This is a genomic window from Chloroflexaceae bacterium (assembly GCA_025057155.1).
GTDB lineage: Bacteria > Chloroflexota > Chloroflexia > Chloroflexales > Chloroflexaceae > JACAEO01.
In genome coordinates, this window is record JANWYD010000013.1 from 137,134 (window position 1) to 160,678 (window position 23,545).

At 65.2% G+C, this 23,545-nt stretch carries 22 protein-coding genes; 15 read left to right on the plus strand and 7 right to left on the minus strand.

Annotation, left to right across the window (positions count from 1 at the left end; genetic code table 11):
* Window positions 1–159 precede the first annotated feature (159 nt).
* The 5 genes from NZU74_13495 to bchJ form a co-directional block, all read right to left on the minus strand.
* A complete protein-coding gene (locus tag NZU74_13495; protein ID MCS6882341.1) occupies window positions 160–1,695 on the minus strand; it encodes a carotenoid oxygenase family protein in 1,536 nt (511 codons plus the stop codon).
* A 104-nt stretch (window positions 1,696–1,799) separates the two neighbouring features.
* Window positions 1,800–2,963, minus strand: a complete 1,164-nt coding sequence (locus NZU74_13500; GenBank protein MCS6882342.1) for a LysM peptidoglycan-binding domain-containing protein — start codon at window positions 2,961–2,963, stop codon at window positions 1,800–1,802.
* Window positions 2,964–3,193: 230 nt separating this feature from the next.
* Window positions 3,194–3,622, minus strand: a complete 429-nt coding sequence (locus tag NZU74_13505; protein MCS6882343.1) for a phage tail protein — start codon at window positions 3,620–3,622, stop codon at window positions 3,194–3,196.
* A gap of 273 nt (window positions 3,623–3,895) precedes the next feature.
* Window positions 3,896–5,530 carry a magnesium-protoporphyrin IX monomethyl ester anaerobic oxidative cyclase gene (gene bchE / locus NZU74_13510; protein ID MCS6882344.1) on the minus strand — a complete coding sequence of 545 codons (1,635 nt, stop codon included), beginning with the start codon at window positions 5,528–5,530 and terminating at the stop codon, window positions 3,896–3,898.
* A gap of 102 nt (window positions 5,531–5,632) precedes the next feature.
* Window positions 5,633–6,244 carry a bacteriochlorophyll 4-vinyl reductase gene (gene bchJ, locus NZU74_13515; GenBank protein MCS6882345.1) on the minus strand — a complete coding sequence of 204 codons (612 nt, stop codon included), beginning with the start codon at window positions 6,242–6,244 and terminating at the stop codon, window positions 5,633–5,635.
* 267 nt (window positions 6,245–6,511) lie between these two features.
* On the opposite strand from bchJ, the gene hoxE reads away from it, so the two are divergent.
* From hoxE to NZU74_13590, 15 genes are all read left to right on the plus strand, one after another.
* Window positions 6,512–7,027: a bidirectional hydrogenase complex protein HoxE gene (gene hoxE, locus NZU74_13520; GenBank protein ID MCS6882346.1), complete on the plus strand. Its 516-nt coding sequence runs from the start codon at window positions 6,512–6,514 to the stop codon at window positions 7,025–7,027.
* Window positions 7,028–7,039: 12 nt separating this feature from the next.
* Window positions 7,040–8,659, plus strand: a complete 1,620-nt coding sequence (locus tag NZU74_13525; protein ID MCS6882347.1) for an SLBB domain-containing protein — start codon at window positions 7,040–7,042, stop codon at window positions 8,657–8,659.
* 140 nt (window positions 8,660–8,799) lie between these two features.
* On the plus strand, window positions 8,800–9,507 hold the full coding sequence (hoxU, locus tag NZU74_13530) for a bidirectional hydrogenase complex protein HoxU (GenBank protein MCS6882348.1): 708 nt from the start codon (window positions 8,800–8,802) through the stop codon (window positions 9,505–9,507).
* Between the two features lie 7 nt (window positions 9,508–9,514).
* A complete protein-coding gene (locus tag NZU74_13535) occupies window positions 9,515–10,048 on the plus strand; it encodes an oxidoreductase (protein ID MCS6882349.1) in 534 nt (177 codons plus the stop codon).
* Between the two features lie 460 nt (window positions 10,049–10,508).
* A complete protein-coding gene (locus NZU74_13540) occupies window positions 10,509–11,933 on the plus strand; it encodes a Ni/Fe hydrogenase subunit alpha (protein MCS6882350.1) in 1,425 nt (474 codons plus the stop codon).
* Window positions 11,934–12,174: 241 nt separating this feature from the next.
* Complete coding sequence (locus NZU74_13545; GenBank protein MCS6882351.1) at window positions 12,175–13,746, plus strand: ABC transporter ATP-binding protein; 1,572 nt, start codon at window positions 12,175–12,177, stop codon at window positions 13,744–13,746.
* Between the two features lie 40 nt (window positions 13,747–13,786).
* The gene (locus NZU74_13550) at window positions 13,787–14,935 is read left to right on the plus strand and encodes an ABC transporter permease (protein ID MCS6882352.1); all 1,149 of its coding nucleotides are present in this window, start codon (window positions 13,787–13,789) and stop codon (window positions 14,933–14,935) included.
* 237 nt (window positions 14,936–15,172) lie between these two features.
* On the plus strand, window positions 15,173–15,718 hold the full coding sequence (locus tag NZU74_13555; protein MCS6882353.1) for an acyl-CoA thioesterase: 546 nt from the start codon (window positions 15,173–15,175) through the stop codon (window positions 15,716–15,718).
* Window positions 15,711–16,178, plus strand: a complete 468-nt coding sequence (locus NZU74_13560; GenBank protein ID MCS6882354.1) for a flavin reductase family protein — start codon at window positions 15,711–15,713, stop codon at window positions 16,176–16,178. The genes NZU74_13555 and NZU74_13560 overlap by 8 nt, the downstream gene beginning before the upstream one ends.
* Window positions 16,179–16,329: 151 nt before the next feature.
* Window positions 16,330–17,211, plus strand: a complete 882-nt coding sequence (locus NZU74_13565) for a phosphodiester glycosidase family protein (GenBank protein MCS6882355.1) — start codon at window positions 16,330–16,332, stop codon at window positions 17,209–17,211.
* 299 nt (window positions 17,212–17,510) lie between these two features.
* Window positions 17,511–18,023, plus strand: coding sequence for a YbjN domain-containing protein (locus NZU74_13570; GenBank protein MCS6882356.1), 513 nt, complete (start codon window positions 17,511–17,513; stop codon window positions 18,021–18,023).
* Between the two features lie 275 nt (window positions 18,024–18,298).
* Window positions 18,299–19,909 (plus strand): AMP-binding protein, encoded by a 1,611-nt coding sequence (locus NZU74_13575; protein MCS6882357.1) that lies wholly within the window; start codon window positions 18,299–18,301, stop codon window positions 19,907–19,909.
* Window positions 19,906–20,358 carry a MaoC family dehydratase N-terminal domain-containing protein gene (locus NZU74_13580; protein MCS6882358.1) on the plus strand — a complete coding sequence of 151 codons (453 nt, stop codon included), beginning with the start codon at window positions 19,906–19,908 and terminating at the stop codon, window positions 20,356–20,358. Before NZU74_13575 ends, NZU74_13580 begins: the two co-directional genes overlap by 4 nt.
* Before the next feature lie 286 nt (window positions 20,359–20,644).
* Window positions 20,645–21,061 (plus strand): MaoC/PaaZ C-terminal domain-containing protein, encoded by a 417-nt coding sequence (locus tag NZU74_13585; protein MCS6882359.1) that lies wholly within the window; start codon window positions 20,645–20,647, stop codon window positions 21,059–21,061.
* A gap of 212 nt (window positions 21,062–21,273) precedes the next feature.
* The gene (locus tag NZU74_13590; protein ID MCS6882360.1) at window positions 21,274–21,768 is read left to right on the plus strand and encodes a hypothetical protein; all 495 of its coding nucleotides are present in this window, start codon (window positions 21,274–21,276) and stop codon (window positions 21,766–21,768) included.
* Window positions 21,769–21,894: 126 nt separating this feature from the next.
* On the opposite strand, the gene NZU74_13595 is transcribed toward NZU74_13590, so the two are convergent.
* Both NZU74_13595 and NZU74_13600 read right to left on the minus strand, forming a co-directional pair.
* Window positions 21,895–22,926 carry a 2-dehydropantoate 2-reductase gene (locus NZU74_13595; protein ID MCS6882361.1) on the minus strand — a complete coding sequence of 344 codons (1,032 nt, stop codon included), beginning with the start codon at window positions 22,924–22,926 and terminating at the stop codon, window positions 21,895–21,897.
* 94 nt (window positions 22,927–23,020) lie between these two features.
* The coding region (locus tag NZU74_13600) for a UDP-glucose 6-dehydrogenase (GenBank protein ID MCS6882362.1) at window positions 23,021–23,545 on the minus strand (525 nt) is incomplete at its 5' end.

Here is a 23,545-nt window from a genome sequence, read left to right on the forward strand (position 1 = left end):
TACGAAATCCGTGTCGGGTAGCGCGTGAAAACCCGATCACGCCGCGTGAATATGTGACCAGTGTCGCAGGTTTCGGCCCGCATCCCGTCAGGCGTGGGAGTCTAGAAACCAGGTTCGCCATGGCCCGACCTGGAGGGTCAGGCCACGGCGGTTGCTCTATCAGGGGCAATAGACCCGAGAGGTAAACGCACCGTGCAAACCGTGCGGGATGTGGTGGCCAAGGTGGAGCCGCGCGAGCGGACCTTCGGCAGGGCGACGGGCGTCGAGTATAACCAGGTCGGATTCGTGGCGCGCCGCGTCGTAGACCAGGACCAGGAGCCAGCCATCGTCTTCGGCGGGGGCGCTGTTACGCGCGGGGTCGCCGCTGTCGGGCGAGACGGCGCCGGCGACGGCGGCGCTGCGGGGCCGGGGCACAAAGATCGGCTCGCTGACGAAGCCGCGCGGCGCCGCGCTCCACAGTTCCTGTGCTCCGCTCTCCAGATCGAGCTTCCAGATGGCCTGCAAAGGACTGTTTCCCTCAGGCGGATCAGCGGCGGCCAGGTAGACATAGCGGTACGGGCGGCCAACCCTGGCCGGGTGCAGCACTGGAAACTCACAGGCGCGCTGGTCGAAGATCCGGCTCTGCACCGCGCCCGAACGCAAGTTGAGCATCGTCCGGGCGAGTTTGCCGGGCGGCAGAGCCGCGAAGTCAATCCGGCGGAAGTTGGTCCGCGGGTCAATCCCGACATACGAGTCGTACCAGACCGAGTCGATCACTAGGTCATCACCGTCTTCAAAGGCGTTGGCATGGTGCCAGACAAACCCGCCTGGAGCGCGGAAGGCGCGCGGCGCGCCCACGCTCGAATGACGCGGGAGGACGATGATAGTTGAGGGCCGGCCAGTCTGCGAAGCCAGACCCTGGGCCGCGCTCTGCAGGCCAAGGGCGTAGGGCAGCGCATCGTAGCGCACCGGGTTGTGAATGAACACGGCGAAACGCGGCGTGATCGCCACGTCGTGCAGAAAGGCGAAGCGATCGATCGCGAAGGCGCTGCGCCGGAGGAGCCGGAAGGCCGGGTCGAACTCGTAGAGGTTGAGGGTCGTGGAAGGTCCCGGCTTGAGGCCAAAGTTCACCAGGACCGGCGCCCCGTCATCCCAGGACGAAGCGGGATCGATATGATAGTGAGCGGCAAAGGCGTCACCAGGGCGCAGCAGACCATCAAGGCGGTCGAGGCCCAGGGTGTCGAGGGTCAGCGGGTCAAGGCGATACGGTTCAGCCGCTTCCCAGAGGGCCAGGAGCCGCCCGGCCCAGGGCAACACCCCTGTATTGGCAACATTCTTGAGCCGTAGGTCCAGGATGTTGGCCAGCCACCCGCCGGGGCGCTGGGTGCCAAACACGCCGCGGTAGAGCGGTCTGCCAGCCCGTCGCTCGGCCAGGAAGCCTTCGGTGCGCACGAAGCGGTTTCGGTAGTAGGCTCGCCCCTCGCGGAAGCTGACCGCCACAACCATCCCGTCGCCGTCGAAGGGATGATGCACCGGATAGCCGGCGACATCGAGCAAGCCGGGGCCGTTGCGGTAGAGGGTGCCGTGCAACTCAACGGGAATATGACCTTCGATATGTTCGATCCAGAAGCTATATTCTTCAGGCTGTGATTCGTAGCCACGAGCCCAGTCATCAAGCAGAGAGACGCCCGCTTCGGGCAGGGTTAGCGTAGTCACGGAACGGGTCCTTTCCAGGGATCTGGCACACCATAAATTATTGTACCTGAATACCTGGAAAGCGGGCCGCCCCATAGCGCCGCTATGGGGCGGCGCATTTGCCCCTATGGGATGTAAATCCGCACGCCGGGGTAAATCAGGTCGGGATCAGGGCCAAGCACGTTGCGGTTGGCGTTGAAGATCCGGGGCCAGAGCAGCTCGTTGCCGTAGGCTCGCACAGCAATCCAGCGCAGGTAGTCGTGAGGCTGGATGGTGTAGAAGCTGTGGCGGGCAATCGGACCGCGGGCGGGGAGCCGTGCGGGCGCCGTTGGAGACGCGGCGATCCGCGGCAGGACCAGGCGCTGACCGGGGCGCAGCAGATTGGGGTTGGCGCCGATCACGTGGTAATTAGCGTCCCAGATCACCGGGGCGAAGCGCGCGGCGCCGTAGAAGCGCAGCGAGATGCTGCTCAGGGTATCGCCGCTGCGCACCACATACACTGCCGCGACGGGCCGTGCCGGGCGGGCAACCGCGCCGCCAGCGGGGCGACCGGGGCCAGCGGGCGGCACAGCGCCGATCTGGCCGCCGAAGGGCACTCCGTCCTGGTAGCCGGGAGGTTGCACATAGCCGGGCGGTGGCGGGGGCTGCGGCACCGGGGCCGCTGGCGGCGCTGGCGGCGGGGGCGGGGGAATGATCTGGTCGGCCAGGGTGATAGCCGGCAGGCTCATGGTTACCGGAGTGTAGGCAAACGCAGCGTCGGGCAGGCGATTAACCGTGGTAAAGCTAACCGGTTCGGGGCGAGCGGCGGCCGGCGCCTCGGCCAGTTCAAAAGCCGGGAACGCAACCGGCGCAACGGGAGGGCGCGCGACGATGCTCTCCAGCATTGCCGCATCTTCGGCGGTAGGCGCGGCGAGGAGGCTGGCGAGGAGGGCCTGATCGGCGGCAGCCTGTTCGGCGAGCGTATGAACCGCGGGGACCAGCGCGGCGGCCAGGGTAGGCGCCACGCCCTCCCGGGCGGCCCGGACCGGCGTAGCTCGCACACTGGCCATGGCAATCCCGCCTGCCAGCAGAACCACTGCGGCGCCGCCGAGGAGGCGGGAAGTCCTTCGTGCGCCGGATCGGGACGCTGCGCGGCAAGCCGACGCGGGCGAGCGCAGCGGGGCCAGGCGCGCCGCGGCAGCCCAGGGCGGCGCGCTCGCCGTGGTCGCAAGCAGGCCCTCAAGGAGCGCAGCCTCGGCGCCAGCCGGGGCAAGAACGCCTCGACGACCTGCAGAAGCTTTGGCATTCATGGCATACCCCTTCTCTCACGGGGCCCTGCGCCCCTGAGCGTGTTAAGAGCATAGCACACTCGCGCCAATGGTCAAGAGGCATGAGAAAACCGCGAAGGAACCGTGGTCCTCCGCGGGTGCGTACTTACCGTATTCGGATAGGTCGTAGATAACTCAGACCTCACAGGTCTGGCGAACCTGCGAGGTCAACAGGCGCCCCTGCACTGCTGCGCCGGCTTCTCCCGGGGCGGTCAGACCTGGCGGATGGCTTCGTAGACGATCTCCAGCATCGCGATCTGGCCGCTGTCGCCGTCGGCGCGAGCCACTTCCCAGGTTGACGGCCAGGCGCCGCTGAAGCGCCAGCGGCCCTTCACGTGCCCGAAGGAATCGAGTTCAATAATCGAGCCATCGTGGCGCACCGGGTGGCCGCTCAAGGTCATATCTTCCCATTCAATCAGCGACTGATCGAGGGTGACGCCATTCGACAGACGGATCACCATATCATGGCCCGGCTCCGCCAGGTCGAGCAGGCTGATCTCGTCGTCGCCGATATAGAACTCGATAGGATCCTCATAGCCGTGCAGACCTACGCACTCACGAAAGGCCGCGCAGGGCACCCCCTCGACTTCAACGATAAAGCGATACTCGCGCAGGTTACTCGGTAACACGATGTTCCGCATCACCATACCTCCTCGCTGGTGAGAAGGGCGGCGGGTGCAGACGCCCCCGCTCCCCGCCCCAACCCTGTCTCGCGCGGCGAAATAACTCCACGACCCGTTAACGACAACGACAAGACGTTCCGAAGCTGTTGCACCTCTGTTGATTCAGTATAATGCAGCGCGGCATTCAGGACGGAAAAGAAAGCTGCCGTCGGGGTTATAAGACCTTTACCATTTCGCCGCTAACAGAGCGGGGAGGGCGTTGCCCTCCCCGCTTGCCATCCCGCTGCAGACTCAGCAGCCTACCTGCCGATTGGGATCGCGCAGCGGCAGGTTCAACGGATTCTCGGCCTGATCGCGGATCAATTCGGGATCAATGCCTCTGGGGATAGCGCCGCCGAAGGTCGTGTCGGCCACCAGTTCGGGGCGCTCCTCCTTGAGGCGGGCGATCTCCTCGCGCGTGAACACGCGGCTCTGGTCAAAGCCCAGATCAACCTGGATGGAGGCTCCCTTCATATGGATGCGGCCGATGTCGTAGAAGCGCTTCTCGAAGGTGGTCTTGGCAAAGGCGCGCAGACAGCCGAGCATGTACTTGCGCTTGGCCTTATCTTTGATGAAGGGGTACTCCAGGAAGGCCTTGCGCATGTAGAATCGGGCGTAGTTGCGCAGCACGCCTTTAAGCACCTGCTCGCGCTCCATCATATCGGGCTTCATGATCGGGGTGACGAAGTTATACTTGGAGTAGTCGCGCACTTCGACCCGGTCGCCCAGTTCCTCGAACAGTTCAGCGAAGGGCCAGGGAGTGTACATGTTCCAGTTGGCCATGTCCACCTTCCAATCGAGGGCCATGCGGTAGGTCTCCTCGATCGTTTCGGGAGTTTCGTTTTCCAATCCCATAATGAACTGGGCCTCGGCGACCATGCCCGCTTCCTGAATGAGGCGAATAGCCGTCTTATTCTGCTCAATGGTCGTCTGCTTGCGGAAGATTTCCAGGTTCATCTGGGCTGCGGCTTCAGTGCCCAGCGAGATATGCATCAGCCCGGCGCGCCGCCAGAGGGGCAGCAGATCCTTGTCGCGCATAATATCGGTGACGCGAGTGTTGATGCCCCAGAGCACCGGCAGCTTGCGGCGGACCAGTTCTTCGCAGAGGGCGGTGAACTTCTTGCGGTTAAGCGTCGGCTCCTCGTCGGCGAGGATGAAGAAGCCGATCTTGTAATCGCGCACCAGCGACTCGATCTCGTCAACAAACTTGATCGGATTGCGCGTGCGGTAGCGCCGCCAGAACTTCCACTGCGAGCAGAACCGGCAGGTGAAGGGACACCCGCGGGCGAAGTTCGGCACCGCCACGCGCACGTTGAGCGGCACGTAGATGTACTTATCCCAGTCGAGCAGGCTCCAATCGGGAGAGAGGGTGTCGAGGTCGGCGATGGGATCGGCGGCCGGGGTGGCAACGACCTTGCCGTCTTCCATATAGGCAATGCCGCGAATGTTGGGGCGGTCCTTCAGATCCGACCCGGCCTCGATGCTGCGCATCAAGTTGACGATGATCTCTTCGCCCTCGCCGCGCACGATATAGTCAATCCAGGGCGCCTCGCTGAAGACCTGGGTGTACATGAACGTGGGATGGATGCCGCCGAGGATCAGTCTGGCGTTGGGCCGTTCTTCGCGCGCGATCTTCAGCGTATCCTGGGCCTTGAGGATCATCGGCGTGATCGCCGTGGCCATGATTACGTCAGGCTGGTTGACGCGGATGATCTGGCGGAGTTGGTCGTCGGGGATGTGGAAGGTCATCGCATCAACGAAGCGGATGTTGTCGTAGCCCGCCTTTTTCAAGGCGCCGCCAATGTAGGGCACCCAACTCGGCGGCCAGTTTCCGGCAATCTCGGCCCCGCCGGCGTGATAGTTCGGCTGGATCATCATGATCCGCATACTGGTCTCCCCTCTGGCTTGTGGGGCGGCGCCCCGCATCCCTGCGACAGACTCTGAACTACAAGCAACCAAAAGGGGCCGGGCAGGGTCTCCTCCCCGGCATCAGCGCCAGGTGACGGTGAACGTACAGGCCTCGGCCCCGGAGGCCACACAGCCCGTTTCGCGCACGCGCACGCGCCGATCGATCAGGGTTCGCAACAGAGTCTGGAAACACTGCTCGTAGTAGCGGCAGATCGGCTCGGCAGCGGCAGCACCGCGACACTCCGGGCAATCGGCCAGCCGTAGCACCGCTTCGCCACGCCCCACCGCGTAGCTGAAGCGCCCCGTGCCGGCGAAAGTCCAGGCGTGGGCGGCGATGGCCTTCAGCAACACGCGCAGTCCCGCGGCCGGCGGCAGCAGCGGCAGCACGCGATGGGCCGGCCGGGGGATGCGGTGCGCCAGCAGGTAGCCCGCGGTGCGCTCGCCCGAACGGGCCAGGACGCGCCCCGCCTCCGCTATGCCCGCTTCGGCCCGCAGCGCGTCAATCAGGGCGACGAACTCCTGCTCGTCCACCATCGTCGTTGGCAGGCGCTCCACCAGGTCGCTCCGGCCCATGCGCCGCAGAAAGCCCCGGGTCTCCTCCCGGCCCCACGCCTCTTCGAGCGCGCCGACCGTCTGGATGATCGCGTTGGGGCCGATCCGCGCTGCGCCTGTGGCCGCGTGCGTCGCCTGCATGGGAGCTCCTTTCATGGAATGGAAGTGTTGTTACATTTTATACATGAATCGTGCGCAGTCTACCATGACCGTTTGCGTCGCACAGTGGTAATCGCTCAACGGTCTGTAAGCATTTCTTCTCAGACGGCGCCGCGCCCCGGTGCTAGGATGAACCGCAGGGAGATTGTATCCCGGTGCAACTTTTTGCGTTCCCGCTTCGAGAGAGGCGCGGAGAGGCTTCACCCCTCCGCAGGTCCGTCGAGACGAAGTAGTGTTGAGGAGCGATCCATGTCCAACCGGGCGCCAGCCGACCCGGCGCCAACCGCCGATAACCGGCAGAAGCTGCTCGAGGCGACCATGCGGCGCCATCAGTATCGCCCCGACGCGCTGATCGAGGTGCTGCACAAAGCCCAGGAGTTGTACGGCCATCTCTCACCTCAGTTGCTCGCCTCCATCGCCCGTAGCCTCCACCTGCCGCCCAGTCGCGTCTACGGCGTGGCGACCTTCTACCACTTCTTCTCCCTCGCGCCCCAGGGTGAGCACACCTGCACCGTCTGCCTCGGCACCGCCTGCTACGTCAAGGGCGCGATGGAGATTCTGACCGCCCTGGAGGCGGAGACGGGCCTCAAGGCCGGCCACACCAGCCCCGATGGGCGCCTCTCGCTGCTCACGGCGCGTTGCCTGGGCGCCTGCGGCATCGCGCCCGCCGTGGTGCTCGATGGGGTGGTCATCGGCCATGCCGATGCCGAGACGCTGCGCGCCCGGCTGCACGCCCTGCTCGAAGCGACGCCCGTCGCATCGTGAGAGAAGGCTTCCATGGACCTCGCCGAACTGCATGCCATTGCCGAGCGTGAACGCGCGCGACGCAAGGCCGTTCGCGTGCTCTGCTGCACCTCCTCGGGTTGCCAGGCGTCCCGCTCGCTCGAGTTGTTTCACCAACTGGAGGCCGCCGTGACCGCCACGGGCCAGGACGAGGCGGTTGAGGTGGCCAGTGTGGGCTGTATGGGCTTCTGCGGCCAGGGACCGATGGTTCGAGTTGAACCGGCCAATCTGCTCTTCGAGCGGGTGCGTCCTGAACAGGCCCCGGAGATTATCGCCGCCCTCGCAGGGCAGCCATGCAGCGTCGAACGGGGCGATCCCAATCACCCCTTCTTCACCCGCCAGATGCACGTGGTACGGCGCAACGGCGGCATCATTGACCCCGAACGGATCGAGGAGTACATCGCCGCCGGGGGCTACGAGGCCCTCTACCGGGTGCTGCACGATTTTTCGCCTGCCGAGGTTATCCAGGAGATTACCCGCAGCGGCCTGCGCGGGCGCGGCGGCGCCGGTTATCCCACCGGTCTGAAATGGGCCACCGTCGCCAAAAGTCCCGGCGAACGCAAGTTTGTGGTGTGCAACGGCGATGAGGGCGACCCGGGCGCGTTCATGGACCGGAGCATTCTCGAGAGTGACCCGCACCTGGTGCTCGAGGGCATGGCCATCGCCGCCTACGCCGTCGGCGCCCACGAGGGCTACATCTTCGTGCGCGGAGAGTACCCGCTTGCCATCCAGCGTCTGAATCGCGCCATCAACCAGGCCAGGAAGCTCGGTCTCCTGGGCAGCCAGATCTTTGAGACCGCCTTCGATTTCAAGGTCGAGATCCGCGTGGGGGCCGGGGCCTTCGTGTGCGGCGAAGAGACCGCGTTGATCGCCAGCATCGAGGGCCGTCGCGGCCAGCCCCGCCCCCGCCCGCCCTACCCCGCCGAGAAGGGGCTCTGGGGCTTCCCCACCCTGATCAACAACGTCGAGACCTTCGCCAACATCGTGCCGATTATCGAGAATGGCGCCGACTGGTACGCCGCGATCGGCACCGAGAAGAGCAAGGGCACCAAGGTCTTCGCCCTTACCGGCAAGGTGCGCAACACCGGCCTGATCGAAGTGCCCATGGGGATGACCCTGCGCGAGATCGTCGAAGACCTCGGCGGCGGCAGTCCCGACGGCACGCCCGTCAAGGCCGTGCAGACCGGCGGGCCTTCCGGCGGCTGTATCCCCGCCCGGCTCTTCGATACGCCGGTAGATTACGAGTCGCTCGCCGCCGCCGGTTCGATTATGGGCTCCGGCGGCATGGTGGTGATGGACGACCACACCAGCATGGTCGAGATCGCCCGGTTTTACATGGCCTTTTGCATGGACGAGTCCTGCGGCAAGTGCGTCCCCTGCCGCGTCGGCACGGTGCAGATGCACCGGCTGCTCAGCAAGATTGCCGCCGGCCAGGCCACACCCGTCGATCTTGAACAGCTTGAACAACTCTGCCGCCTCGTGCGTGAAACCAGCCTGTGCGGCCTCGGCCAGTCGGCCCCCAATCCGGTGTTGAGCACGTTGCGTTACTTCCGCGAGGAGTACGAGGCTTTGCTGCGCGAAGATGCCGCCGCCAGCGCGAATGGAAAACCCTGAGGAGCGGCAGATCAGGCGGAGAGGTGTGGAGGTGTGGAGGTGGAGAAATGACCGCTACACCTCTGCAAAGGAGAGCGGTTGAGGTGTGACGCTGAGGGTCAGATTGTCAAGCAGACGTGAACTATGCCTTCGGAGGATGTATGGCAGCTCGAACCCTGACCATTGATGGCCGGCTCGTTAGCGCCCGCGCCGGCGAGAGCATCCTCGAAGCGGCGCGCGATGCAGGCATCCATATCCCCACCCTCTGCTACCTCGACGGTCTCTCCGAGGTGGGCGCCTGCCGCCTCTGCCTGGTCGAAGTGGCCGGCTCGAACCGGCTCCTGCCCGCCTGCCTCACACCGGTCAGCGAGGGGATGGAGGTGCAAACCGCCACCGAACGGCTACGCGAGCACCGGCGGGCGATTGTCGAGTTGCTCTTCGCCGAACGCAACCATGTCTGCGCGGTCTGCGTGGCTTCAGGGAACTGCGAGTTGCAGAACCTGGCTATCCAGGTGGGGATGACCCACGTGCGCTACGACTATCTCAACCCCGTCTGCGCCGTAGACATCAGCCATCCCCAGTTTGGCATTGACCACAATCGCTGTGTGCTCTGCGCCCGCTGTGTGCGCGCCTGCGACGAGGTTGAAGGGGTGCATACCTGGGACGTCGCGGGGCGCGGCATCCACGCGCGGGTAATTACGGATCTGGGCGTTCCCTGGGGCCAGGCCGAGACATGCACCTCCTGCGGCAAGTGCCTGCTGGCCTGCCCCACCGGGGCGATCTTCCGCCGTGGCACCAGTGTCGCCGAACTCGAACGCGACCCGAAACGCATCGCGCAGATCGTCGCTGCGCGCCAGGAGCGCTGGTAAATTGACTATGTCCAGGATCACCTTCGCTACCGTCTGGTTTGGAGGTTGCTCGGGCTGCCATATGTCGCTGCTCGACCTCGACGCCTGGCTGTTCGACCTGGCAAGTAAGGTCGAGCTGGTCTATGGCCCGCTTGCCGATCAGAAGACCTTCCCCGACGGGGTGGATCTGACCCTGGTGGAGGGCGCGATTGCCAACGAAGAGCACCTGGCCCTGGCGCGGGAGATCCGCCGGAAAACCCGCGTCCTCGTTGCTCTGGGCGACTGCGCCGTGACCGGCAATGTCACCGCCCTGCGCAACCTGGCGGGTGATCCGTCGGGCCTGCTCCAGCAGATCTATGCCGAGCGCGGCGACCCGACGCTCGCTGTTCCCAGGGCGCCGGGCATCGTGCCGCGCCTTATCGAACGGGTGACGCCACTCCACGCCGCGGTGCCGGTGGACCATTTTCTCCCCGGTTGCCCGCCCTCCGCACCGCGCATCCGGGCCATGCTCGAAGCGTTGCTCGCTGGCGCGGAACCGTCCGAGATCGGGCGTTTTGGCTAGCTGCATGATCTGGGGGGCATCGCTCCGCCAGGGCGATCCGCGTTCGCGGTTCCGCTCTGCGGCCCGCTGGATGCGCGGTCAGGGGAGGTTCGGAGGGCTACGCCCTCCGCGATCCTTCTTGTTCCGCCTGTGGCAGGCAAGCCCTCCAGCGAAGCCGGGACAGGTCTACTGTCGCGGATGGAACATGACAAAAGGCGCCGGAGAGGCATGGCCTTCTCAGGTGCAGGGTTTTCCGGCGCATGCTCGCGTCGCATGCGCCATCCGGGGCATTGGGACGCCCAACTCTCCCCTCTCCCGCTCGCAGGAGAGGGGGGCGGGGAGAGTGAGGATCGTCAGCGCAGTGGAATGCCGAAAACCGCTTCTCACTCGAAAAACCCTACACTTGAGAAGAGGCATGGCCTCTCTGCGTCCCTCCAGATGGCAACATAAGTCTGAACTGAGAATCTAGAATATAAATCCCATGACCAAAACTATCGTCATCGACCCGGTCACCCGGATCGAAGGACACGCCAAAATAAGCATTTTTCTGGACGAAGCTGGCGAGGTTGCCGGCGCGCGCTTTCACGTCACCGAGTTTCGCGGCTTCGAGCGCTTCTGCCTGGGGCGCCCCTTCTGGGAGATGCCCGCGATTACGGCGCGCATTTGCGGGATCTGCCCCGTCAGCCACACCCTGGCCTCGGCCAGGGCCGGCGACGCCATCCTCTCGGTCAACGTGCCGCCTGCTGCCGAGAAGCTGCGCCGGTTGATGAACCTGGCCCAGATCATCCAGTCGCATGCGCTGAGCGTCTTTCACCTCAGCGGTCCCGACCTGTTCCTGGGCTTCGAGAGCGATCCGGCCCGGCGCAACCTCTTCGGCCTGATCGCCGCCGAGCCGGAACTGGCCCGCAAGGGCATCGCGTTGCGTCAGTTCGGCCAGGAGGTGATCGAACGGCTGGGCGGGCGCAAGATCCACCCTGCCTGGGCCGTGCCCGGCGGCGTGCGCCACGGCCTGGAGGAGGCCGACCGCGCCGCCATCGCCGCCGGCCTGCCCGCCGCGCGCGCCACCGTCCTTGAGACCCTGGCGCGTTTCAAGGGCATGCTCGACCGCTTCGCCGACGAAGTGGCCTCCTACGGGCGCTTCGCCAGCCTGTTCCTCGCCCTCACCAACGACCGCGGCGCCTGGGAGCACTACGATGGCCGGTTGCGCGTCATGGACTCGCAGGGTCACATCCTCAGCGACCGGGTGCCGCCGGAGGAGTACGCCGACGTGATCGGCGAAGCCGTACAGGAGTGGAGCTACCTGAAATTCCCCTACTACCGGCCCTACGGTTTCCCCGAAGGTATGTACCGCGTCGGTCCTCTAGCCCGTCTGAACATCTGTCGCAGCTTCGGCACGCCGCTCGCCGACGCGGAACTGGTGGAGATGCGTCGCCGTGCTGGCGGCGGCCCGGTGACCTCCAGCTTCTACTACCACTACGCGCGCCTGATTGAGATCCTGGGCAGCCTGGAATTGATCGAACGCCTGCTTGACGATCCCGACCTGCGCGCCCGTCGCCTTCGCGCCGAGGCCGATGTTAACCAGCTCGAGGCCGTCGGGTGCAGCGAGGCCCCCCGCGGGACCCTCTTCCACCACTACCGCGTTGATGAACATGGTCTCTTAACTTATGTCAATCTCATTATCGCTACCGGGCAGAATAACCTGGCCATGAACCGCACCGTGACCCAGATCGCCGAACGTTACCTGCGCGGCGGGCGTCTCGACGAGGGCCTGCTCAACCGCATCGAAGGCGGCATTCGCGCCTTTGACCCCTGCCTGAGTTGCTCGACCCACGCCGTTGGCATGCCCGCCCTCACCGTGCGCCTCCACGGCCCCGATGGGCGCATCCTCGATGAGTTGACGCGCTGAGTGAAGGTTCCTCACCCTCCCTCTCCGCCTGCGGTGGAGAGGGAGGGGGCTGGGGGAGGGTGAGGAGCGGCCCCCAACACCCCTTCCCCCAGGTATGTTACAATACCAATGTTCTCACACCAATTCCTGTTGAATACGGTCCATGCGCATCATCGCCCCGTCTGATTGAGACGCTGAATACGGCAATCCAAAATCCAAAATCCAAAATGATTTCTCACCCGCTAGCCAGACGAGGTGGACCGTGACCCAGCAAGGCCGCGATCGCCCGGTGGTGCTCGAAGCCCGCGCGATCACCAAGCGTTTTCCCGGCGTTGTCGCTAACGATAATGTGTCGCTCCGGCTCCATCAGGGCGAGATCCTGGCTCTGCTCGGCGAAAACGGCGCCGGCAAGTCTACCCTGATGAACATCCTCTACGGCCTCTACCATCAGGACGAGGGCGAGATCTTCGTCAAGGGCGAACCGCTGCGGGTTTCCAGTCCCCACGAGTCTATCGAGCGGGGCATCGGCATGGTCCACCAGCATTTTCAGCTCGTGCCGGTGATGACCGTCGCCGAGAACGTGATCCTGGGCAACGAGGTCACCCGCGGCGTCGGCTGGCTCGACCTCCGGCGCGCCAGCGAACAGATCCACGCCATATCGCGCCGGTATGGCCTGGAGGTTGACCCCGACGCGCTCATTGCCGACCTCGATGTAGGCGCCCAGCAACGGGTGGAGATCATCAAGGCCCTTTACCGCAACGCCGATATCCTCATCCTCGACGAGCCGACCGCCGTGCTCACCCCCCAGGAAGCCGATGATCTGATGCAGATGATGCGCACACTGGCTGGCCAGGGCAAATCCATCATCTTTATTACTCACAAGCTCCGCGAGGTGCTGGCCGTCGCCGACCGGATCATGGTTCTGCGCGCCGGGCGCGTGGTCGGCGAAACCACCCCCGCCGAGGCAACCGAAGCCAGTCTGGCCGCGATGATGGTGGGCCGCAGCGTGATGCTCCAGGTTGAACGGGGCGAGACGCACCCCGGCGCGGTGGTGCTGGAGGTGACAAACCTCCATGTCCGCGATGATCGCCAGCTCCTGGCGGTGCGCGGGGTGAACCTGCAGGTGCGCGCCGGAGAGATCCTCGGCATCGCCGGCGTGCAGGGCAACGGGCAGACGGAGCTGGTCCAGGCCCTTACTGGTCTGCGCGCGCCGGAGAGCGGGAGCATACGCATCGCCGGCCACGACGTTACCGGCGCCGCACCCCGCCAGATCAGCGAACTTGGGGTCGCCCATATCCCCGAGGATCGCCAGCGCGACGGGCTGGTGACCAGCTACCCGCTGACCGATAACGCGGTGCTCGAACTATACTACCTTGCTCCTTTCGCCCGCGGCCTCGTGCGTGATGACGCGGCCGTGCGCGACCATGCCGAGCGCCTGGTGCACGAGTTCGACGTGCGCACGCCAGCGGTGACGGTGCCAGCCAGTTCGCTCTCCGGCGGCAACCAGCAGAAACTGATCGTCGCCCGCGAGTTTACTCGCGATCTGCGGCTGCTGATCGCCGCTCAGCCCACGCGCGGCATTGACGTTGGCTCAATTGAATTCATCCACAACCAGATCGTCAAGAAACGCGACGAGGGCGTCGCCGTGCTCCTGGTCTCCGCCGAACTGGACGAGATCCTTTCCCTTTCTGATCGGATTGCCGTAATCTACCACGGCGCCATCGTGGCGACGGTAAACAACGGCGACCTCAGCCGCGAGCAACTGGGGTTGCTGATGGCCGGCGCGAGCCTGGAGGAAACACCGGCAATGGGACCTTCGCTGGCCCGTTCGTAAGTTCAGCGCGACCGTCGCTCCATCCTCCTCCGGAGACAGCATGGATCAGGCAGTAGAAGGACGCGCCCCCACGCCCGGTCCGGCGGGGTTCCGCGAGTACTACTCCCGCTATGCGCCCTACCTGGTGCCGGTCTTCGCGGTCTTTACCGCCCTGGTGGTTGGCGCGCTGATGATCGGCCTGACGGGCGGCGACTGGCTGGCGGCCTACATCGGCCTCTGGGAAGGGTCGTTCGGCTCCCCGACAGCGATTGCCAATACGGTGGTGCGGGCAACGCCCTTTATTATCGCCGGTCTGGCAGTGGCGGTGGCCTTCAAGGCGGGGCTGTTCAACATCGGGGCCGAAGGACAGCTCTATGCCGGGGCGGTCTGCGTGGTGCTGGCAGGCACGTTGCTCCAGCTCCCGCCAGTGATCCACATCCCGGTGGGGATCATGGCCGGGGCGATCGGCGGCGCCGCCTGGGCCTCGATCGCCGGGTTCCTCAAGGCCCGCACCGGGGCCCACGAGGTGATCAACACGATCATGCTCAACTATATCGCCATTCGCCTCACAGACTGGCTGATCAAGAGCAAGAATCCCTATCTCCTCGGCGACCCCGCCGATCCTAGCTCCGCCCGCACCATGTACATCGCGGAGACGATGCGCCTGCCCGGTTTTCGCGTATCCGACACGATCATTCTGCACCTGGGAATCCTGATCGCCATTGGTCTGGTCTTCCTGGTGGCATGGCTCCTCAATCGCACCACCATTGGCTTTGAACTCCGCACCGTGGGCAGCAACCCCAACGCCGCGCGCTACGCCGGCATAAGCGTACCAAAGACGATCATTCTGGCGATGGCCTTTGCCGGCGCGCTGGCCGGCATTGGCGGCGCTGGCGAGGTCATGGGCGTGCGTTATGCCTTGAGCACCGATTTCTTCTCCGGGCTGGGGTTCGACGCTATCGCGGTGGCGCTCCTCGCCCGCGCCAACCCGATCGGGATCGTTTTCTCCGGGCTGCTCTGGGGTGGCTTGCTGACCGGGGCGCGGCTCATGCAGGTGCGCGCCGGGCTGTCCATTGACGTGATCAAGATCGTTCAGGCTTTAATCATCATGTTCGTCGCCGCCGACCAGATCGTGCGCTTCATCTACCGCATCCCCCGGCGCCCGCCCGGCGAGGAGACGATGATCTCGAAGGGCTGGGGCGGAGGATAGTCTGGAGTCTCTGTTGGCAGGGGCGCAGTGAAACGCGGTTTCCTCATTTTCAAGTGAACGATCTCATTAGCCTGTGAAGTAAGTTTCCTGGCGTTTCCGCCCCCCTCCCGGCCTCCCCCCGTTGGGGGGAGGAGCCAGGCGCCCTCCCCCGGCAGGGGAGAGTTGGCGAGGGCGTTAGCTCGCAGCATACTCCCGCCGCGTATACCGGATTTGATTCTTAAGCCTCATTAGAAAGCTATGCACAACCACCAGGAACAGAGCGATTACCGTCCACGAAAGATCGCCGCCGAGGAGCGCATGGCCGACCTCATCCTGCCTGGCCAGACTAATGGCTACGGCACCATGTTCGGCGGCGACGTTATGGCGATGATGGACAAGGCCGCAGGTATCGCTGCAATGCGCTTCTGCCGCCAGCCTGTCGTCACCGCCTCGAGCGAGCGGATCGATTTTCGCACTCCTATCGGCCAGGGTGAGATTATCGAGGCGTATTCCCGCGTCATCTATGTGGGTCGGACCTCGCTGGTCGTGCGGGTGCATGTCTTTGCCGAGCATCCACTTAAGGGCGAACGACGCATTTGCACCACCGGCTACTTTAGCATGGTCGCCATTAGCGTTGATGGCAACCCGGTCCAGCCGGTACCTGAACTGATCCTGCCCGACGACGTGGCGCGCGCCGAACATGCCCTCGGCGCCGAGATCCACGCCAGCATTGTCGCCAGAAAGAACAATCGCGGGACGGGCCTGCCTCCCGTCGCGCCTGGATCGGGCCATCTTAATGATTGATGAGACGCTCTTTCGCCAGGTGATGAGCCGCTTCGCCTCGGGCGTCACCGTGGTCACCACCGCCCACGAAGCGCACCTGGCCGGCCTGACGGTCAGTTCGTTCGCCTCGTTGTCGCTACAACCCACGCTGGTGCTGATCTGCATTGACCGGCGCGCCGGCAGCCACGATGTGATCGCCGCCGCCGGACAGTTCGCCGTCAACATCCTCAGTGAGGGCCAGGAATACCTTTCGCGACGCTTCGCCAGCGATGAGGCAACCAAGTTCACCGAGGGCACGTTTTACCTCTCGGAGCGTGGTCTGCCGCTGCTCTACGGCGCCCTGGCGCACATCGAATGCGCCCTCCACAGCGCCCTGCCCGGCGGCGACCACACGATCTACGTCGGCGAGGTCGTGGCGGCCCGCTGCTTCGAGGGCCGCCCGCTGCTCTACTATCGCTCGGGCTACCATACGTTGACGTGAACGGCCAGTCCCGAAAGGGCCGCGCCCTCCGCTTATGAAGGGGTGTAGGGAAACCAGGTTTCCCCGTACCCCCGCCGGGTTGCGCTCAGGTAAAAAGGGCCATATGTGGCGCACCTGTCAGGTTAGAACTCTGTATCCTCACCTGTGGCCGGTGGCACGCGAACCGGGTCAGAGCGTCCGGCGGCGCCTGTCGCCCGGCTTCGTGCTCTGGCTCCTGGCCGCGCTCATCAGCGCCTGCGGGGCCACTGGCGGGTCGGCCTCAAGTCCTACCGGCGCTTCCATGCCCACCCTGATGCCGACCCCCACTGGCATAGCTGCGCCAACCGCCGTGGTCACGGCCGCGCCTGCCGATACGGGCTGGCTGTTCGCCGCCCCTGGCGTCGAAACTCGCCGCCTGCGCGCCTCCGTTGCCGGACGCGAAACGACTATCAGCGCCGTCCGGCTCGACCCGCAGCAGGTGCGCTTTCGCGTCGGGTACGCTCCAGAGGCCCCTCTGCCGCTGGCAAGCTGGGCCGAACACGCTGGCGCGCGGGTCGCGATTAACGGCGGCTTCTTCGATGCCGATGGGCGCAGTGTGGCTCTGCTGGTCCACGATGGTCAACTCGAAGGGAGCAGCTACGTCGGGCAGGGGGGCATGTTCGCCGTTTCGCCGGGGGGAGCGGTCTGGTTGCAAAGCCTTGCCGAAAGCCCCTTTGACCCCGACGTGGCGCTGGCTCAGGCGCTCCAGGGCTGGCCGATGCTCATCAAACCGGGCCTCGGCGCCAGTTACCATGCCGAGGATTACGACCGGGCGCGCCGTAGCGCCCTGGGCCTCGACCACGGCGGACGGGTGGTGCTCATTGTGGCCTCTGCACCGGTGTTCACGCTGAGCGAGTTTTCGGCCTGGCTGGCCGCCTCTGATCTGGAACTCGAGTCGGCGGTCAATCTCGATGGCGGGGCCTCCAGCGGCCTGATCGTGCGCAGCGATAGCGCTCCAGAACGTATCGAACCGTTCGTGCCCCTGCCGATCGTGCTCCTCGCGCTGCCAGCCTAGGGCCAGAGCACCGGCGCACATTCGCACCGTAGAGGGCGCGGAGGTCCGCAAAGGACTTCAAAAAGCTCATCCTTATACGCTCCTCTGCGCGCTCTGCGGTAAATCCAAACACCTACGGACTTACGATCACGTTGCGCTGCGCCGCAACGTGCGCTACCATATCACATTAACACAAAGTAACACAAAGTCGCTATCATGACAGTTCCCGTTGAACAAACTGCGTGAGCATCATCGCCTGGTCTCACTACAGCCACGGAAATCCAAAATCCAAAATCCGAAATCGCACGAGGCGCTCAACGATGAGCAACGATCCTTCTCGCGAACCGCCCGCTCAGGATACCAGAGGGCTGCGCCGCCTGCGCGGCGAGCGCGCGCTGGCCACCCTCTCGCGTCTGCTGGCCGACGATGGCTGGCGCCCTCGCCCTGGCGGCCCTGGATGTTTTGCCATGACCTATCGCTCCAGCGGTGCGGTCTTCGAAGTGTGGGCGGAGATTATCGTTGCCTCCGAGCAACTGGTGGTGAAAGCGGCAGCCCCGCTGACCGTGCCTCTTGATCGTCGGGCCGCCGCCGCTGAGTATGTGCTCCGGGCTACCTGGGGCCTCTACGTTGGCAGCCTGGATCTGGATGTGGACAGCGGCAAGGTATGCGCCCGCTGCGGCCTGGACTTCGAGGGCGAGCCGCTCAGCCCCCGCCTCATCCGCAACGCGCTCAGCGTCGCTGTGCGGATTATGGAAACGTACCTGCCCGGGCTGAAACGGGTTATAGACGGCGCCGCGCCAGCGGAGGCCATCCGTGCTGTGGAAGGGACCTGAGAGGCAAACGGGCCAGAGATGAGGGCGCCGGGAGCGTTCTCCCGGGAAACCCTGGCGCCCGCCCGCGGGAAGGTCCGGGAGGACTGCGCCATCCCGGAAACGCTTGTTTTCATCCCTTGTTGTACGGCGCAGCAGTATAGGGCGTTTCTCAACAAGATTGACCCGTAACGATAGCGACGCGAGCGCCGCGGGCCACCCGGCGCAGCGACCTCAGCGGATCAATCATTCCGGCCGGCGCTCCAGGGGCCCGACATTCAACAACGTAAGGAGGAACCATGACCATTCCCGTGATCGACCTCTCCGTGCCGCCCGATTTCAACTGGGCCTACGACGTCGTGGATCGCTGGGCCGAAGATCCGCGCAAGCTGGCGATGCGCTGGATCGGGCCGGCAGGCGAGGAACGGGCGATCACCTTCGCTGAGTTGCGCGAACGCACCAACCGGCTCGCCGGGGGATTGGAGCGCCTGGGATTGGCGCGGGGCGACCGGGTGTTGCTGGTGCTGCCGCGGGTGGTGGAGTGGTGGGAGAGTGTGCTGGGGCTTATGAAGATGGGCGCGGTGGTCATGCCTGGCACGAGCCTGCTAACCGCCAAAGATATTGCCTATCGCATCAACGCCGCCGAGGCCCGCGCCGTCATCACCGATGCCGATGGCGCGGCCAAAGTTGACGCCATTCGCGCCGAGTGCCCCAGCCTGGAACTGCTGGTCATCGTCGGCGAGCCGCGCCCGGGCTGGCGCACCTTCACCGAAACGCTTGCCAGCGGCGCGGCGGACCGTTCGCGCCTGCCCACTCCTGGCGATGACCCGTGCATGATCTACTTTACTTCGGGAACGGCGGGCAACCCCAAGATGGTGCTGCATACCCACGCCAGTTACCCCATCGGCCATCGCATCACTGGAGCCTACTGGCTGGCCCTCACTCCCGACGATCTGCACTGGAACCTCTCGGATACCGGCTGGGCCAAGGCGGCCTGGTCGAGCCTGTTTGGGCCGTGGAACATGGGCGCGGCTCTGTTCGTCCATGATGGTCGGGGCAAGTATAACCCTCGCGAAACGCTGGAACTGCTCCAGCGTTACCCGGTGACCACCTTCTGTGCCGCGCCTACCATCTACCGCCTGCTGGTTCAGGAGGATCTGCGGGCCTATAGCTTTCCGCATCTGCGCTCCTGCACCAGCGCTGGCGAGCCGCTCAACCCCGAGGTCATTGCCGTCTGGCGCAAGGCGACGGGGATCACCGTGCGCGATGGCTATGGGCAGACCGAATCGGTGCTACTCTGCGGCAACCCGCCTGGTCAGGACCTGCGGCCCGGTTCGATGGGCAAGCCGCTGCCCGGTCTTACCCTGGCAGTGATTGACCATGAGGGCAACCCTCTGCCGCCGCGGCAAGAGGGCGATCTGGCCGTGAAGGTGAAGCCCGAGCGCCCGGTAGGGCTGTTTAAGGAGTACTGGCGCACACCGGGCGCGACCGCGGCCTGCCATCGGGGTGACTGGTACATCACCGGCGACCGGGCCTATGTGGACGAGGATGGCTACTTCTGGTTCGTGGGGCGCGCCGACGATGTGATTATCAGCGCGGGATACCGCATTGGCCCCTTCGAGGTTGAGAGCGCCCTGATCGAACATCCTGCCGTGGCTGAAGCCGCTGTGGTGGCCAAGCCTGACATGGCGCGGGGGGCGATCGTCAAGGCCTACGTGGTTCTCAGTTCCACGGCCAGCCCGTCCGAGGCCCTGGCCCACGAACTGCAGGAATTCGTGAAGCGGAACACCGCGCCCTACAAGTATCCCCGCGAGATTGAGTTCGTCCGCGAATTGCCCAAGACCGTCAGCGGCAAGATCCGCCGCGCGGAGTTGCGGGCCCGCGCGAAACAGGAGGCGACCAGGCAATGATTGATCCGGCTCACCTTGGCCGCTCCTTTGGCCCCTACACGGTGACGGTGGAGCGTGAGCAGATCCGCCGCTTTGCCGAAAGCCTTGGCCTCCCCGAACGAGTCTACTACGACGAGTCGGCCGCACGGGCCGCAGGTCTGCCCGATCTGCCCGCGCCACCCACGCTGGCAACCTGTTACGGGTTGTGGGCCAACCCGCCCCTGCTCGCTGAACTGGAGGCCCTGGGGGCGCCGCTCCTGCGCCTGTTGCACGGGGAGCAGGGCTACGTGTACCACGTTCCTGTGTTTGCCGGCGACACGCTGACCGGCGCGCCGGTTATCGCCGCGCTGGCGCGCAAGGAGGGCCGGCGCGGCCCCTTCCAGGTGCTCACCCTGGAGACGCGCTGGCGTAATCAATGGGACGAGCTGGCTATCATCGATACGCTGGTCGTAGTAGTGCTGGGCGCATAATCAACCAGGAACCCTGGCGTCCTTATCCGTGAGCTGAGTTTTTCGCTAAACGTCTGCCCCCTCCCCAACCCTCCCCCGCCGGGGGAGGAAGTCCGGCTCCTCCCCCCGGCGGGGGGAGGCGGGGAGGGGGGCGGAAAAGCAAGGAAACTGAGTTCACAGACTACTCATTGCAAGATTATAGCGTTTCTCGGAAAGGTTGACTCGCAACACTGGCGGCGCAAGCCTGGCAAGCCACACGGCTCAGTGTCCTCAGTGGATCAAGCATTCCGGTCAGTGCTCTAGAACCATGCTATCTTCCAACACCTACCGCATTGGCGACGAGTTGCCCGGCTTCGAGACCGAACCGCTGACGCTGGATTGGTTCAGCCGCTACGCTGTGGCTTCCGGCGATTACAATCCACTCCACACCGACCCTGCGGTTGGGCAGGCGGCAGGCCACGGCGGGGTCATCGCCCATGGCATGCTGGTTATGGGCTTGCTTGGTCGCGTCGCAGCCCACCTGGGCGGCCCGGGGACATTCCAGGAGTTTCGCGCCCGCTTTCAGGCCCCGACCCGTCCGGGTGACCGGCTCCGCTGCGGCGGGCGCATCACGGCAATCTACGAGCGCGAGGGGCGCACCTTCGTCGAAGCGGAACTCTGGGCAGTCGGTCAGGACGGGAGCGCCCGCGCCAGCGGCGTGGTTGTCGCGGCGCTGCTGTCCTGAGCGACGTGGCCGAACGGAATATGCCCGCCCGAAGGAAGCGGCTGGGAGAGCTGCACTCTAACCGGGCGCACTTCGTTCTCTGATCATCTGGAGGAGAGGCGGGAAACCCGGTTTCTCCGGACTCCGTCTAAGGAATGCGCAGGAGAATTGTGGTTTGCCCGCTGTCCGCGGGGGATAAAGCGGGTTTCGAGCGACCATTACTGGCTGATAGTATGACCATCGTCCATCTTGCCGGAGGTGAGCGCCGGCTCATGGTGCGCTATCTGCCCGTGCTCACCTGGAGCTTCACCGTGCTGGCCTTATTCGGGATTGGCGACATCGTTGCCCGGATGCTCGACGGTCGCCTTCCCGTCGCCGCAGGGCCATTCACGGCCATCGCCATGCTTCTGGCTCTGACCGCCTTCGTCCTCTATACGGGCGGGCATCTGGTGGTAGCCACGTTTGACCGGGAACGCGACGCGGTGCGCATCGCCCGCTATGGCCTCCAGGGACGCCGGGTGGACGACCGGCGCCTGAGCGACGTAGTGGGGCTCGACGTGCGCATACTGCGGCGCGCGCAGCACCGCCTGGAATTGCGCATGCGCTCGGGAGAGCGCGTGCCGCTCACGCCCTACTATGTGGTGAGCTTTGGAATGGCCGGCGTGCCCCGCCTGAGCGGGTTTCTCGGCTTCGAGCCGACAGTGGTTCAGCAAGGCCGCCGGTGGTGAGGGAGATGTGGAGGTGCGGAGGTGTGGAGGTGTGGAGGTGTAGAGGTGTGGGCGCGTGCAACAAATAGACTCACATCTCCGCATCTCTACAGCTCCACATCTCCACACCTCTACAGCTCCACACCTCTAGCGCCCCACCGCGGCCAGCAGGCGTTCAGGCTGGCCGCGGTATTCGTTCCAGGAGATCTCGCCGCGGACGATGCCATCGAGGACGCGCCAGAGGGTAGCGTTAACTGGCGCGGGGATGCCGCGCATGGCGGCCTCCGCGGCGACGGCCCCATAGAGAAACTCGCCTTCGGAGCGGGTGCGACCCGCCCGCAGGTCTCGTAGCAGCGACGGGTCTTTGCCGCCGCGCCCCCGGCCCACCAGGCGGCGCATCAGCGGACGCAGGGCGGCGCCGGGCAGCAGCCGCGCCAGCCAGACAATCGTCGCCGCCGGATATCCCGGCAGATTGACCGGACGCGCGCCCATAGCGTTCATCACCGCCAGCGCCTCGCGTACCGCCCGCAGGTCAACGTCAATCAGACGGTTGTCGGCGTAAATACGCTCCACCGGCATATCGAGAATAGCCGCCAGGGCGTTGCCCAGCATGTTCAGCAACGCCTTGGACCACTTGAGAGCGCGTGGGTCGGCGTAGGCGCGGGTGGGGAAATTGGCGGCGCGGAAGGCCGCCAGCCAGCGCTCCAGGTCGGTGGATGGATCCATAGAGGCCAGACCGACGCCGCCGAGTTTGGTGATCACGATCTCGGTGGGGCCGGGGATCTCCACCGAGGTGGTGATGGCGCCGGCAATCACGCGCGTCAACCCGAAGGCTTCGACCAGGCGCTCTTCATTGCCGATGCCGTTCTGCAACGAGAGAACGCGCTGCGGCGCCAGGTCGCGCAGGGTCTGGATCGCTCCTGGCGTGTCGTAACCCTTCACGCAGAGGATGGCCAGGTCGGGGCGCCGGCAGGGTTCGGGCAACTCGCCAGGGGCGGCGGCGGCAGCCAGGCGCACCTGCCTGACGCCGTCGGGGAAGCCGATCCGCAGCGGCGCGACACTCAGCGCCCGCACGCTGGCGGGCCGGGCCAGCAGCGCCGTCGGCTCCGTCCCGGCCAGCGTCAGGCGCCCGGCCACCTGCAACCCGATGGCGCCGCCCCCTACGACCACGATTGCCACAACATTCCCTTGGAATCTGACGGGTAGCGCAGGCCAGAGGCTTGCGCTACTACGCTTCCTCCACAGGCCGTGGGGGAAGCCAGTCTCCTCATCGTTACCTCAGCCTGTCCTCGCCCTGGGCGGCCAGGACAGGCTGACTGCCGCGCCCCACGCCACAGTAGACGAAGCCCCGGGCAGCCATCTCCGCCGGCTCGTAGATGTTGCGCCCGTCGAGAACCACGGGCTGGTTCATGAAACCTTTGATCTTATCCCAGTCGAGTTGCTTGAACTCGTTCCATTCGGTGATGATCAGCAGCGCATCGGCCTCCTTAGCCACATCGTAAGCCGTGCGGCAGAAGGTGATTTCAGGAATGATCTCGGCGGCCCGTTCCATCGCCACCGGGTCATACGCCTTGATCCGCGCACCCTCGCGCAACAGGGCGCGGATAATGTCTACGCTGGGCGCCTCGCGCATATCGTCGGTATTCGGCTTGAACGACAACCCCAGCACACCCACGCACTTGCCGGTGAGATTGCCAAGCAGCGTGATGACCTTCTCCACAAAGCGATCGCGGGCGCTCTGGTTGATGTCCATCACCGCCTGCAACAACTGCGGGTGGCACCCCGCCGAGGCCGCCAT